Genomic DNA, 13,912 nt, shown 5'->3' with positions numbered 1-13,912 from the left:
CACGAAGCTCCGCACGCATGGCAGAAAAAATGCCTTTTGCATGTGGATGTGCTAAGTGATGCGGCAAGCGCCCCCAAATTGGCCCGCCCATCATGACATTACTTTCAACACAAGCAATACCGTATTGAGTCCGCAAGCGTCACTTCCCTGCTGCGACCTGCCCATGATCTCTATCGAAAAGCAATTCAGCCCAACCGGTAATCTAGACAACAGCCCGAAATTTCCTCTTCAGAACAGGGCGGCTGCGCTGTCGTCCCATGACTTGACGATGAGCTCGCCAAAGTGCCTGCTCCGGCTGGGCGCACTTCCAATCGAGTAGCTCAGCTGCAGCGGAACCACTTGGAATTCTGCAAAGACTCTTCGCATGTCAGGGTGGTCATTTACGGAAACGATAATCTTACCTCGCCCGCCACGCATGAGCGCAGCAATACGCTGGTACTCAGAGAACGGAAAATCGACACCGTAGCCCTCGGTCTGCCAATATGGCGGATCAAGGTAGAAAAGAGTGTCAGATCGGTCGTAGCGCACAACGCATTCGTGCCAAGGCAAATGCTCAATTACCACATTAGCCAATCGCAAATGGACTGCGCTCAACTCTTCCTCGATGCGCAGCAGATTCAGTCGCGGCCCCACGCCGCCGGCCACTACACCGAAAGTCTGACCTTGGACCTTGCCACCGAATGCCAGCTTCTGCAGGTAGTAGAACCGGGCGGCGCGCTGGATGTCGGTCAAGGTCTCGGGCCGCTCCATCTGCGCCCACTCGAACATCTCGCGTGAGACTAGAGACCAGCGGAACATTCGCACAAATTCGTCGAGGTGATGCCGCACGCAGCGGTACAGGCAGACTAGATCGCTGTTGATGTCGTTGAGCACTTCCAGCGGCGCCGGACGTGGCCGCATCAATAGTGCGGCCGCGCCACCGGCGAAGGCTTCGACATAGGTTTCGTGCGCAGGAAAGTGGGGATAGAGGTGCTTGATCAGGCGACGCTTGCCGCCAGGCCAGGGAATCATGGGTCGGGTCATTGGGTTCTCAGCTTTTGCGATGTCGGTAGCCGACACTGCGGCTGCTCTCGCGAGGGCGCAGGGTCTAGGCCAATGCCAGGTGGTGAGAACACCTGTGTTGCGGCACCGACCGTACAGTGACAGCTGCACGGCCGGTACCCTGTTTCATTCCACTAGTGGCGGGCAGGCGCAAACTTGCGGACATTGCTGCATCGTTGGTGGGCTTGATCAGGATCCGTAGCCTTCAGGCCTGAAAGATCTGCGCCTGTCGCGCGCCTGGATAGCGGGTAACGTACACGGTGCGATTAAATCCGTAATTAGTGCTGCCAACAGTCCCAGGGTAGCGCTTCAATACTCAATCTGGAAGGTCCATTGCCGGTGTCGTTGATCGGACTTCAGCTGGTCGTGCTGTGCTATGCAAGCAGATCGGTATCTGAATCGGACGTCACTACGTTTACGTCGTTGGCCGTGAACTCAACCACCTTAATACCTACAGCAGATTCACGCCTGGCTCGGCGAAGGGGAGGAAGTGACCCTGTAGCCGCGTCCGATTGGGCGGCCGATATGCGCAAGAGCCGGCCAGGCGCTGCTCAGGCGCCACGCGGGTGAGCGGCCTGTGGCCCCACGTCCGACATGAATAGATTGTCACCGGCATTAGATTTCAAGTATCCGGCTGAACCGCACATCGGGGTCGGAATTTCCTTAATCGCACGCGCTGCATCGGTGCGCACCAGCTCTGGCACTGGGATTGGTGCGAGGTAATGCAGAAAGCGGCGCCCCAAGTGTCGATCAACGGCAGCGCAAGAGATGCCCACGAAGATCACATGCCGGGCGTCTACTACCGCCGGCCGGTCTATCTGCTGCTTCCTGGAGGATAAAGCTCCAGGACCGTGGCGTCGCGTGCCGTGTACTGAATAGAGCGCCCTGATCGCCTACGCTCGACGGGCGCGCATGAAGAAATAGCCGGCTGCAAGTAGAGCTGCTAGGCCGACGTACAGACCTATCTGGCCATTGTCTCGCCGTGCTTGAAGCGCGCCTTGCGGGGTTACGACTGCTTTCCCATTGAGCTCAAGTCCCCAAAGCTCTGGATCTGTCTGCTCGCCACTGTAGGTTACATGGGCCACATCACCTACCTTCATCTCATGCCACAACCCATCGATGTTGGGTAGCACGCTCGAGTACTCGAATTCGGACGGATTCGATTTGAGGGTGAAGCGAACGCTTTGAAGACGCATCTTCCGTTGAGTCGCCTCAACATCTTGGACTGGGCCGCTCGCTTCTTTGAGGCCACTCGGTACCTCCGAAGGCTGCCCCAGATATGAGATTGCGCTGCCAATAGTTATGGCGAAGCAGAGTGCAGCGATGATCTTGAAGCGAGTTTTGTGCGATTGCATCTCGATACCCGAGCAAGGAAAGCACCGCGGTCCTGCGGCGGCGCGCATTCTTCCTTGATAGGCATCGATCGTCAATCGAGCATTGTTCATACTTCAAGTGTTTATGCATGCCGCCGCAGCGTGCGCCGCGACGTTTCACTCACGCTGCTGCCTGCTCCGCTTTTGGCAGACTCGCTGCGATCGAAATGTCCGTTGCCGCCTTTATCAGCGCCTTGAGCTTCCAGCCTGCGAGCTCCTGCGTCGCCTCCGCGCCGGGATAGCGGATGGCGTAAGTCGGCGCCGTCAGTTCGGCAATTGGCGACGCCAGCACGCCGAGTGCAATGCCGCGGTCCTCGACCTGGAACGTGACGGTGCCGGTGTCGTTGATCGGATTCCAGATGATCGTGATCTGATGCGCAATCGGGTCTGCATTCGGGTCAGGCATCACCACGTTTGAGTCGTAGGCCGCGCGCGTGGCCGCCTTGATGCCCAGCAGCAGATGCACACCCGGCTCGGTAACTGTCTCGCCCGACACCTGGATGGACTCGCCGGTGGCTGGGTCGACTTCAGTGGTGGCCGGCGCAGTGATTTCGTAGCTGCGGCCGATCAGGTCGCTGATCTGTACGGTGAGCACGCGCAGGAAAAACCGCTCAAGCGTCTGCGTCCAGCCATCGGGATGCGGCTTGGTGGTCATCTGCTCGAGGTGGAACTCGACCGGCCCGTCGTTGGTGGCCGGGTTCCATCGGATCTCGATGCGTGGCGACACGATCTTTGTCTGCGTGCCGAAGGTTGGGTTTTCGCTGATAAGCATGGTCAGTATCCAGTGACGTCGAGGATGGGAGCGCGCACCCAGGCCTGGCCGTAATTGCCAGGGGGTGGCTGTGGGGTACCGCTGCTGCCGCTACGCAGGTCCTGTGCAGTGTCGACAGTGGCAATGGATGCGACGTTGCCGTTGATGTTGACCACGCCCTTGCGCCATATGATCTGCACCTGCCACCCCGGCCCACCGCCTATCAAGCCACCGATGACCAGCATGATGTTGCCGGTGGAGCCGGCCAGCGCAGCGTAGGTCCGGCCAGCAGGCAGCGTGATCGATCCTCCCTGGTTGGCATTTCCCTGCAGCAACCCGCGCACCTTCATGTACTTGAGTGTTGCGTCGAACACGACCTGATTGTTCGCAGGATTGCGGACACAGAAGTACTTCATGCGCCCGAAGTTGGGTTCATCGAACACGTACGCGGTGAAGCTGCCGCTTGTCGTCCAACCGGTAAACGTGAAGCTATTGCCGCTCTGAGAGCGCTGGGCGAGCACAGCGTTACTCTCGCCCAGAAACGCCAGCGCCGGGTTAGTCCCGGCCACGGTCAGACTCCACGTCTTCAGCACGCCGCTGCCACTGGGTGTAATGGTTTGCTTTGATGCTAGCGCCAGATTCTTCCAGTCCTCCGAGATCACCACCCGATTGGGGCCGGCATTGATACGAACGAATGCCACGTCAAAACCTCCCGTAGAACAACGTGCCACCGGCGCGGGCACTCGAGTTCGTCGACGGTGCCGTCCACATAATCGTGTTGCCGTCGTCAGTGATGTAGGGCAGCAGCGCATTGCCTGCACCGCTGTCGGCCACGAACCAGTAGTACAGCTGGTTGGCGCTGCCGGTGATCGGCACCGCCACCGAACCGCTGCTGCCACTGGCGATCCCGATCGCACCCATGTGCTGCGTGAGCAAATCCGAATCAGACTGGTCGGTAACCTGCAGCAGCACCACATTGGTCGCCTCATCCGTGACCCGCAGGAACGTCGTCATACGCCCGCTCCGATGGCTACCACCTGCACGCCATTGGGCGCGTAGCAGTAGATCCTACCGTTGATGATTTCACTGCGGCCCTGCCCCGCATCCACACCGATGAAGCGCACTTTGTCGAACGCGAAATCCAGTGTTGCGCTCGCCCCATTATTTACCGAGCGCCAGCCGGCCACGCGGCCGTTGACGTCCAGCGCAAGGGTTGCGGATGCCTCGTAGCTGGCAACTCCATTCTCGGCCCGCGTGACACGAGTGGTCAGCGACTGAGTGGCGGAGGCCTGACCAACGACGGTTGCGTCTGCGCTATAGGGCGTTGCGGGAAGCGCGCCGTATTCGATCTTGACCCGACGAAAGCCCAGTGCGGTGCACCCACTGATGCTTTCCCAGATGAGCCGCACCTGGGCCTGCGTGCATCCGGTCGGCGGCGTCCGCGTAAAGGCACGCTCCTGACGCCGTGCATCCCCATCCATGAAGTTGTGCGTCGCCCTGATGATTGGACTACGCGTCGAACTGCTGATGTAGGTGCCATCCGCGCGGAACCACTCAATGTCCATGCTGACTTGCCCCGCCTGGGCGTATAGCACACTGTCCCAAGAAACGGTCAGCGTCTCGCCCGCGTTGATTGGAAAGCGGGCTGAGGCAACTGCCTGCCCACCACTGCCAATGTTCCACGGCGAAGTGTGGGTCATGATGCGTCCCCATGCCCCATCGGACACGATAAAGCCGCTCGCAGAACCATTGGTCCAGATGCCGCTCTCAAACCCGCCATTCGGCAGGATGTTCGGGCGACCACCGAGCTTCGACGTCACCGAGGTGATGGCTGTGCTCTGCGCGTTGATCTCGTTGCCCTGCTGGCTCACCTGGGATTGCAAGGCCTGTAGCGCACTGGTGTCCGCCTTACCCGACAGCGTGGATTGCACGGTGCTGATCAGCTGCGACAGGGACGAGATGTTGTTCTCGGCCTGCGTCAGGCGCGTGTTCATCGCCTGCACCGCCGACGCATCCGCTTTACCCGCGAGGCTGGACCGCACCCCGCTCACATCCTGCGCAAGGATCTGCAGCTCTTGATCCACTTGCTGCACCTCGGTGGTGACCTGCTGCATCGCCACGCCGATGGCGCCCACCGCCTCGGCCAGGCTTGCGTACTGCCCGATGAAGGACCAATACGCCGTGTCGGTGATCGCCGTGCCCACCGGCACGTCCTGCTTGGCCACATAGAGCCCGCCGGCGTGCTTGACGATCGAGCCGGCCGGCCACGCTTGGTCCACCCACTCCGGAGCCTCGACAAGCGCCTGCAGGTTCGCCAAGTCCTGCGCTTGTTGAAAGAGCTTGTCAGCGAGCTCTTGATCGCGCGCCGCCGCTTCGAGAAAACCCTGCCGGATCTCTTCGGTGGTCTGATCGATAGCCTGCTGCATCTCCTGCTGCAGCTCCGCCAGATTCTTGCCGAGGGTCTTGGTGATGTACTTCGCCGCCACCGACAGCGTGCCGTTGGTGTTGCGCGCGCGGATCGCGAAGACCCACGTGCCCGAGGCCGGGATGGGCGAGTCGAACGCACCGGTGTGGTATCCGCTATCACCCACGGGCGTCATGGCATCCCACGACGGCATCGGCGCACTCTGCTCCGGTGCCTGGGTGTAGCGGATCTCCGCACCGGCCAGGTTGGCCGACTGGATGGTGTCGGTCCAGAAGCCCCAGGTGTAGCGCCGGATGCCGCCGCCGACCTCCTCCACGTCGAACAGGTCGTAGTTGACTGGAGGTGCGTCGGCGCCGATGGTCGTAAAGATCAGGGAGGCGCCGATGCCCATCTGCCCATCCGGACCGAACGGACGCACGTTGATCGTGTAGGTGCCGGCGCGCGGGATGCGCCACCGCGCCGTGCGGGTGCGCGTCCGCGCCACTTCCACCAACTCGCCATTGCCGTCCGACGCCGAGGCGTACACCAGCGCGTGATCGAACGGGCCACTGATGTCGAACGTGGCCACCAGGTCCGTCGCGGTGACATCGCCGGTAGTGACCTGGTCTTCGCTGATCGCAAGGTTGCTGACGATCGGGCGTGTGGCCAACGACGAGCCGCTCTCCGGCGGGATGTACTGGCCTGTCTTGACGTAGGTCCAGAACTCCGGCGACTCCGGCACCACGCTGATGCTGGCGCCCTTCAGATCGCTCTCCGGCTCGATCGCCACCACGCGCACACGCAGCCCCGGCGTGGCCTTGAAATCGTAGATCCACACGGTGTCGTGGGCTGGGTTGTCCTGCCAGCCGCCCTGCACCATCGAATCGGCATAGCCCTCGCCGGGCAGCGGCGCATCGTCCGGCCATTCCTCGACCAATTGGATGGTGTCCGTTGACTCGGTGAAGTTGCGCACACGGAACGTGCGATAGACCGCCTCACCCGGGATGCGCAGGCCGATAAAGGCGCTGCGCGCATCTGGCGGCGGCACAGGCTCGTCCAGTGTCAGCGTGACGGTGCCAAGTAGCGGGCTGCGCTCTGCCGCGACGATGCGCCCGCCGAATCCCCACTGCGTAAGGTCGTGCGAGATCGACAGCATCGACATGCGACGGTAGGACAGGTACTGCAGATCTTGCGCAAAGCCGATGTCCTTGTACTGAAACAGGCTCTGGGCAAGGTGGTAGCGCGCCATCTCGGCCGCATGTGCCTCTCGCCCGATGCCCTCACCGGTGAGCCGCGCAGGGTTAAGCATCGTCTCCACGCCCGGCGCCGGCACGCGCAGGGTCTCGACCTTCTTGGTCGTGCTATCGAAATAGCTGTACTCGATGCCATCGGCTGCAGTGGCCAGCGTGTAGTCCACGCTGAAACTGCCTTTCTTCATCTCCGCCATGTTGACCACGCCGGAGAGCGGCTGCTCGTCTGCGGCCCACACCACCGACAGGCGGCCACCGGCCCAGGTGACCTGTCCCATGCCAGCCAAAGCGATCGCCTGCAGCACTTCGTCGTGGCTACGCTCTTCGGTCAGCCAGTAGTCGTAGGTGTAGCCGTTCGCTTGGCAGTGCGCCATGAAGCCCTGCAACGACTCGATATCGATCTCCTCATCGCTCTTGCCCATTCCGCCGATGAGTCTGCCGTTCTGGTCGTAATAGCCGCGGGCGTACTTGAGGATGTGGGCACCGTTGTTGCTGGTCTCTTCGTTGACCCAGGAGCCATTGCGCCACACCGGGATCGGCGCGGCGATGTGCTCGGCCACCAACTCATCGGGCTGACCATTGATCTGGCCAGTGGCCTTCATCAGGATGCCGCTACGCGCGAGGCCGGCGTAGGTCGCGGTATCCGCCTGCACACTGCCCATCGTCGACCACTGGAAGTCGTTGCGCTGGGTGTTGTCGCCCGTGTAGTTGCCCTGCCCCAAGATGCGCACGCGCACGTCGTACTGACCCTTGGCCACATCCGCCGACACCGTGGCGCGCTTGCTGACGTCCAGCTTGTCGCCGGTGAACGTCTGCGTGGCCAGCGTGGCCCAGATTCCGGTTCCGGCAGGTGCGTATTGCACTTGTACCGTCTCCGACACGTTGTACTTCTTGCCGGACGTGCCCACGCCTCCCAGCACGTATTCCAGGTTGATCTGGATGCGCACGGTGTCGGCGCTGGTGGTGCGGGTCACGAAGTCGGCCGTATCCGGCAGCTCGCCACCGTCGGTGGTGTCCACGTTGCTGTAGAGCGGGATAGTTTCATCCGGCATCTGGCTGTAGCCGGAGTGGTAGACGCTCACGCCCTCGTAGCTCGACAGCGGCGTGCCGGCATTGGTGAACGTGCCGACGCGGCCCACGCCGATGCCTGGCGTGAGCACCATGCCGATGTACTGGTTGTCGCCCTCGTAGAAGGTGTAAGGCTTACTGGCCAAGTCCGGTGCGATCGGCATGCGGCCGAACAGCAGGCCAACAGGCTCGTAGGGGCGCAGCCGATTCCGCGGCGCTGCCAGGCTGTACACCGTACCCGCGGTACTCGGGCCGGTTGGACTCTCGACCTTCGGACCCAGCACCTTGTTAATCACCAGTGAGCCAGCGACGAACACCGCCGAGGCGAAAATTGCGCCCGCAGTGCCACCGCCAAAGGCTGCAGCAGCCGCACCGCCAGCACCCGCAATGCCGAAGGTGAAGTAGGTCAGCGCAATCATCGCCACGATGTACAGCGCGTTCCTGCCGACCGCGCCGCGCACCTCGATGACCTGGCCATCTTTCGGATAGACGTAGGCCCATAGACGCCGCGGCACAACTCGGCCGCCGATGGACACCGTCCAATCGCCCTGATCCAGGTCGATCACGTGCCGGTGCAGGAACTCGCACAGGCGCTCGCCCGGCTGCAGGTCCATCGCAATGTGGCGCTGCCCCTCCAGCGTCACCGGGTGCGGCGTCAGCACCAGCTGGCCGTCACTCGCAGGCGTGGTCATCAGACCCATGTGTAATACCCCTCGATCCTTGCGCCGTAATCCGGCAGCTCGCGCACGCGGTGCAGCCAGCTGCTGCCGAGAGCGCTGGTTGTGTGAAGCACCCAACCCTCATGGGCCAGGTAGAAAAAGATGCCCACGTGTCCGGGCCGGCTCTGGCCCTTGTCAAACATCAGCACCAGGTCGCCGTCGACCGGTGAAGCCGTCGGCACCGCGTAGGCCCGCGACAGCTCGCCAAGGGCCGCCTGCCCTGCGGCACCGCGAGGGCGCCGCGCCGGCATCTGCACCTCGCGACCGAACAGCTCGCGCTGCACCTGCACCACCAGGTCTGCGCAGTCGTAGGTGTCGGCGTCGTACGGGATGTTGAGGAACCGTTCGACCTCGCTGGCGCGCATCAGAAAATCCCCGGTAGGACGTGCGGATTGCCACGGAGCTTCACCGCCTGTTGGCCCATGAAGAAATCCACCCCGATCTGCGCGGTAATGAGCGGGCCCGCGGCACGCACCTGCGTCAAAGGCAGATAGAAGCGGCGGGCGATGACGTCGGGCTGGGCGCGATCTGTGATCAGATAGCGGCACATCACCAGCTCATTGGGCTGCACCCGCTCCAGATCCTCTGTGATGCCGCGCCCGACGTTGTCCACCTCCAGCTGCGCCCGAGGCGTCTGCCCGGCCGCATCTTTGGGCGGGGTGAATCGGAACGGATACCCCTTGTAGGTGTTTCCGTTGCTCACCCAATCGCGCGTGTCGTTGCAAATGCGCAGCACTGCACCGAACGAAGGCGCGGTCATTTCCAGCAGTTCCAGCGGTGCCGTGGTATCGTCGTCGGTGACGCGCTGCCGGCGCTCCTGAAAGGAGCTCATCGCAAGTACTCCACCGTGACATCGCATTGCCACGGGCGATCCGCGCCTTCGACAGGACGGAGCTCACCGATGCCACCATTCTCGAAGCGCACCTGAAGTGCTGCGCCGCTAAGTGGATGCACGAAGGCGAACCAACCTATGCGGCGGATATCGTCGAAATACCAATTCTCGAATGCGATAGCGTCTGCCGGCGTGGCAAAGTCCAAGGTCATCGCAAGCTTCACCAGCACACCCGTGTTGAGCACGCGCTGCTTGGGCACGCCGCGCTCCATCTCGGTCCGCGACACAGCAGGATCAAACGAGCGGCGAACGGTGTCGTACAGCACGCTCGCATAAGACGGGAAGACGGCCATCAGCGGCGCCTCCGCGTTTCAAAGCGGCTTTCAATGGCGCCAGCCATTTCCCCACCCTGGGCGATGTTCGTGGCACCAATGCGGATGAACCACTTTTCCAGTTCCTGCCCATCCGGCATGCGCTGGGTCCGCCGCTCTTGCGTGGCGGGCTGCCCACTGTAATTCTGGATCTCGATGCTTACGTTGTTGCCACCCCCGGCTACTGGCACGGCACCGCCGCCGCCGACAAATCCGCCGGCGGCATAACCTCGTCCGCTGCGGATCGTACTGAGCAGCGAAAGGAACGCGCCCGGCCCGCCAATCGAGGCGATATCGCGTTGACTCAGCACGCCCTCGCCCTTGTGCACAATGCCCGCTGGCTCGTACACCCCACCCGGCCCCGTGTAGCCGCCTGAGGCCTTACCGCGAATAAATTGGTCGATGTTGTTGCCGAACGTCCCCATCGTTCCGGAAACGGCTCCAGCCGAGGCTCCACCACCGAGCTGACCGAATAGCGCCCCCAGAGCACCCGAAATCGCCTGCTTTGCAGCAATACGCGCCAAGTCGGCAATGATCGAATTAGCCAGATCACTGAAGCTCATCTTGCCGGTGGTCACGAACTTGACAAACACATCTTCCAGACCGCCCAGGGCAGACCCGATGGCAGACTCCACCTGACCTGCGGCATTGCGCGCCTCATCCACGTATTTCGTCCACGCCGCAGACGCGCCATTACCCCAATCGGCCTGCGCTTTGGACATGCGCTCATAGCCGTCGCGGATGACCTGGACACGGCGCTCAGTCGCAGCGCGCACGGCCTGCTCCTCCGCAGCGGCGGTGGCCTCGTCAATACGGCCGGTGTTGTTCTGAAGGGCAAGCTCGGTGAGGCGCTGCGCTTGCTCCCGGTAGACGCCGTTGAGGCGCTGCTGGATCTCGAACTCGCGATCGCCCGCGCCGACACGGCCGATCATGGCGTCCATGTCTTCCTGAAGCGCATCGGTGCTGGCGTCCAGCGCCGCCTTGTAGGAGGCAAGCGCGTCCTCGCGCTGCTTCTTCAGCTTGCCCTCTTCGGTGGACAACAACTCAAGGGCCGCGGCGCCCTCGGTGCGCACCTTGGCCAGCTGCGCCTCCATCTCGCCGACCTGCTTGCCGACGTCGATCGCATCCTTGCCTGCGACACCGCGGCCCTTGAGATAGTCGATCTGCTTCTGCAGCGACTGCGCCTCAGCGTTGGTGCCGCGCTCAGTCAGTTCGCGAAGACGCTGATAGTAGTTCTCGGCCGACAGCTCGCGCGCCTGGTACTGGGCCTGCAGCACCTTGGTGCTGGTTGCGATCTGCGCCTGCTCGGTGGTCAGCGCATCCTTGAGTGCCTGCAGCCCAGCCGATCGGCCAGACGTTGCGATACTCGCTGCGCCCTTTGCACCGGCTGCAGCTGCGGTGTCGCGCATTGCACGCTCGCGCTGCTGCAGCACCTTGGTGTCGGTGATTCCTGCCTGCGCGGCCAGGGTGCGCATATCCTTGATGCGCTCTTCGAGCTGCGCCTGCTTGCTCAGATACTGCACGCCCTCTTCTTGGAACTTGGTGCGCGCCTGCTCTTGCTTGCTGTCAACCTCTGAGTAGATGCCAGCCATGATGACCTTGACCGGCTTCTTGTTGGCCGCCTTCTGTAGATCGTCGATCTGTTGCTGGAATTGCTTGACCAGCCTGGTGCGGTTGGCATCGCTCAGATCTTGATAGAACCCACTGCCGCGGTTGATGCCGTCGATGTTGGACTGCAGCTGCTTGATCTTCTCCGTTGCGGTGTCGGGCCGGCCAACGCCGAGCATGGTGTCCCAAGCCTCAGAGGCGGCACCTTTGACCGCGCGCCAAGCGCGTTCCATGTAGCCCAGGTTTTCCTGCACATCGGCAGCCCGATCCTTGAGCGTGTCGGCGTAGATCTTGAACGCCGCCGCGACTGCCTGGACCTGGTTGCCCTGCTCGATCAGCGTCTTGATGTTGGCCAGCTGGGTCTGGTCCAGGAAGTGCATTGTCTCGTTGAGCTCAAGCAACGCAGCGACCGGGTCTGCCTTGATCTTGGCGAACTCGGCGACCGTCTCATTCACGGCCTTGCCCGTGCCGGCGCGCATCGTTTCGGCAGCGATCGCCACGGTCTCCAGCTGCTCGGCGGTGAACTTGCCGGTGGCCGCAACCTCCGTCAGGGCCGCTGCGGCACTGGAGGTTGTCACACCGGCGATGCCATCCATCTGCGCTGCCACTTCCGCCAGGCGCGCAGCCGTCTGCCCAGATTGGTTGCCCGTCAGGATCAAGGCCTGTTGGTAGTCGGTCGCCTCATCGCTGCCCAACTTCCATGCCAGCGCCACGGCAGCGACGGCCGCTGCAGTGATCGAGAGCGGATTGAGCATTCCCACCAAGGCAGTCGACACGCCAGACAGTGCAGGTCCCACCCCGCCGAAGCTGTCCTTGATCTGGCCACCTTGCTGCACCAGCACCGTGAACCAGGGCATGCCACCTTGAAGGCTGGTAAAGATGTCCGTGAACTGCGCCGGCAACTGCCGCATGGCATTGCTGGTCTGTCCCGCGGAAATGCCCAGCTGCTTGATCGGGTCGTTTGCAGGCAAGGGAGTGCCCGCCTGCTTGCGCACGTCGGCCAGCTGCCCGCGCAGCAATGCGAGGCCCTGCTTGATGTCGTTGACGTCCGCACTAATGCGGACGCGCAAGTTTGCAGAAGGTTCGGCCATCTACCTGCTCAGGTCGTTGAGGTACTTGGTAAAGGCGGCAGGCTCGGCGCCCATCGCCATGCGGACGGCTTCTGCCGTTGCGGCTTGTTGCTGGCGTCGCTGCATGCGCTCATCACGCGCCGCAGCAGCGGCGAACGCCCTGGCTTGCGCCAGGGTGTAGGTCATGACGTCTCGGCGTTGGTGGCCGCGGGCGATAAGGAAGTGGACGACGTCGGCCCACCCGGCGGTGCCTGCGTCGCCACCATCGCGGGGATCGCCTTGCCTGCCGCCTGCATCAGGCTCGGCAGGCGTTGGCCGAAAAAATCCTGGTTGAGCTCCACCACTGCCTCCACCAGCGTGGCCGCATCGGCCAAGCTGCCACCGGCAATCCAGGCTTCCGGCTTGCCGGTGACAAGAGCACCGCCCTTCGCGAACGCTTGCCCATCCTGCTCCAGCACGTCCATCAGTAGGGCGGCCACCTCGATCGATGCGCCAGCATTCGCCAGGCTTGCGGCGATCAGCACGCGGCCGATGATCGGCCGCGTGGCAATGATAAAGGGACCGATCTGCGCCAACGTCAGAGGCGACAGCACCAGCGGCTCGCCGCGGTAGGTGACCGTTTGCGTCGGCGGACTCAGCACGTCGAGGTCGTCCATCACTTCTCCGCATCCCAGGTGAAGTACTGCGACACGCCGGCCGGCTTGCTGGTGTCTTTGCTGAGCGTGCCGGTGACCGTGCCAGCACCGTACTGCTCGCCGATCAACGCCAGCTCGCCGATCACGCCACCGGACACGCGGTAGGCCTGGGCGCGAACCTTCTTGCCGCTACGCGCTTCGTTGAAGCCCAGGAACAGCAGCTCATACTCTTCGTTGGGGTTGACCAGCGCTTGTAGGCGCTCGGCCGCGCCGAAGCTGTAAGTGACCTTGATGTTGGCAGCGCCATCGGCCGGGATGGCGATCTTCGAGTCTGCCGGCACGTAGAGCGCGCCGTTCTTGATATCCCAGTCCTTGCCTTTTTCGTACACCGCATCACCGGTGACCGGCTTCACCGCGGTGATGTCGGCCGCCAAATTGGCCAGCGGGGTCACGCCATCCTTGTAAGCCACAACGGCCTCATCGGCTGCATTGCCGGCCACGATGGTCGTGGCGGTGCCGCGCAACACGTCGGCGAAGTTCTCCGCGCTGAAATCGTGCATGGTGAAGCTCACCTGCACCTCGGTGATGCGATCGACCGAATTCCGGTTGCCACCGCCGGGCTGCGTGCTGTCGAGCAGGTTGATGCGGTTGGTCTGCGGCGAAAAGCTGAAGGCCGAGCAGTTACCAACACCGCGGAACGGCTTGGCCGCGCCGCGCTTACGCAGATGCAGCTCGCCGCTACCCAGGTAGCTGTAGTCGGGGGAATTGATGGGCATGGGTGCTCCTTGTA

The 13,912-nt window shown here is 62.7% G+C and carries 13 protein-coding genes; all 13 read right to left on the bottom strand.

Annotation, left to right across the window (positions count from 1 at the left end; genetic code table 11):
* Positions 1-228: 228 nt before the first annotated feature.
* The 13 genes from ACCQ07_RS05500 to ACCQ07_RS05440 all read right to left on the bottom strand — a co-directional run bounded on the left by ACCQ07_RS05500 (position 229) and on the right by ACCQ07_RS05440 (position 13,898).
* Positions 229-1,023, bottom strand: a complete 795-nt coding sequence (locus tag ACCQ07_RS05500; RefSeq protein WP_371887102.1) for a DNA adenine methylase — start codon at positions 1,021-1,023, stop codon at positions 229-231.
* A gap of 911 nt (positions 1,024-1,934) precedes the next feature.
* A complete protein-coding gene (locus tag ACCQ07_RS05495) occupies positions 1,935-2,486 on the bottom strand; it encodes a hypothetical protein (protein WP_371887101.1) in 552 nt (183 codons plus the stop codon).
* 49 nt (positions 2,487-2,535) lie between these two features.
* Positions 2,536-3,186: a hypothetical protein gene (locus tag ACCQ07_RS05490; RefSeq protein ID WP_372363876.1), complete on the bottom strand. Its 651-nt coding sequence runs from the start codon at positions 3,184-3,186 to the stop codon at positions 2,536-2,538.
* 2 nt (positions 3,187-3,188) lie between these two features.
* Positions 3,189-3,866, bottom strand: coding sequence for a hypothetical protein (locus tag ACCQ07_RS05485; protein ID WP_029996269.1), 678 nt, complete (start codon positions 3,864-3,866; stop codon positions 3,189-3,191).
* A gap of 1 nt (position 3,867) precedes the next feature.
* Positions 3,868-4,179: a hypothetical protein gene (locus ACCQ07_RS05480; RefSeq protein WP_371887098.1), complete on the bottom strand. Its 312-nt coding sequence runs from the start codon at positions 4,177-4,179 to the stop codon at positions 3,868-3,870.
* Entirely contained in the window at positions 4,176-8,588 is a 4,413-nt protein-coding gene (locus ACCQ07_RS05475) for a host specificity factor TipJ family phage tail protein (RefSeq protein ID WP_372363875.1), read from the bottom strand. The genes ACCQ07_RS05480 and ACCQ07_RS05475 overlap by 4 nt, the downstream gene beginning before the upstream one ends.
* Complete coding sequence (locus tag ACCQ07_RS05470) at positions 8,579-8,971, bottom strand: NlpC/P60 family protein (protein ID WP_372165377.1); 393 nt, start codon at positions 8,969-8,971, stop codon at positions 8,579-8,581. Before ACCQ07_RS05470 ends, ACCQ07_RS05475 begins: the two co-directional genes overlap by 10 nt.
* Complete coding sequence (locus tag ACCQ07_RS05465; protein WP_372165375.1) at positions 8,971-9,438, bottom strand: DUF1833 family protein; 468 nt, start codon at positions 9,436-9,438, stop codon at positions 8,971-8,973. Before ACCQ07_RS05465 ends, ACCQ07_RS05470 begins: the two co-directional genes overlap by 1 nt.
* Positions 9,435-9,791 (bottom strand): hypothetical protein, encoded by a 357-nt coding sequence (locus ACCQ07_RS05460; protein WP_372165373.1) that lies wholly within the window; start codon positions 9,789-9,791, stop codon positions 9,435-9,437. Before ACCQ07_RS05460 ends, ACCQ07_RS05465 begins: the two co-directional genes overlap by 4 nt.
* Positions 9,791-12,508 (bottom strand): phage tail tape measure protein, encoded by a 2,718-nt coding sequence (locus tag ACCQ07_RS05455; RefSeq protein WP_372363874.1) that lies wholly within the window; start codon positions 12,506-12,508, stop codon positions 9,791-9,793. The genes ACCQ07_RS05460 and ACCQ07_RS05455 overlap by 1 nt, the downstream gene beginning before the upstream one ends.
* Positions 12,509-12,673, bottom strand: coding sequence for a hypothetical protein (locus ACCQ07_RS05450; RefSeq protein ID WP_167382237.1), 165 nt, complete (start codon positions 12,671-12,673; stop codon positions 12,509-12,511). It lies immediately after the preceding gene.
* The gene (locus ACCQ07_RS05445) at positions 12,670-13,143 is read right to left on the bottom strand and encodes a hypothetical protein (RefSeq protein WP_372363873.1); all 474 of its coding nucleotides are present in this window, start codon (positions 13,141-13,143) and stop codon (positions 12,670-12,672) included. Before ACCQ07_RS05445 ends, ACCQ07_RS05450 begins: the two co-directional genes overlap by 4 nt.
* Positions 13,143-13,898, bottom strand: a complete 756-nt coding sequence (locus ACCQ07_RS05440) for a phage tail tube protein (RefSeq protein ID WP_218551411.1) — start codon at positions 13,896-13,898, stop codon at positions 13,143-13,145. The genes ACCQ07_RS05445 and ACCQ07_RS05440 overlap by 1 nt, the downstream gene beginning before the upstream one ends.
* Positions 13,899-13,912 lie beyond the last annotated feature (14 nt).

This window comes from Xanthomonas sp. NCPPB 3583 (assembly GCF_041475715.2).
In the GTDB taxonomy this organism is placed as follows: Bacteria; Pseudomonadota; Gammaproteobacteria; order Xanthomonadales; family Xanthomonadaceae; genus Xanthomonas; species Xanthomonas euvesicatoria.
The sequence above is the reverse complement of the archived record's forward strand: the minus strand, read 5'-3'. Positions and strand labels throughout refer to the sequence as shown.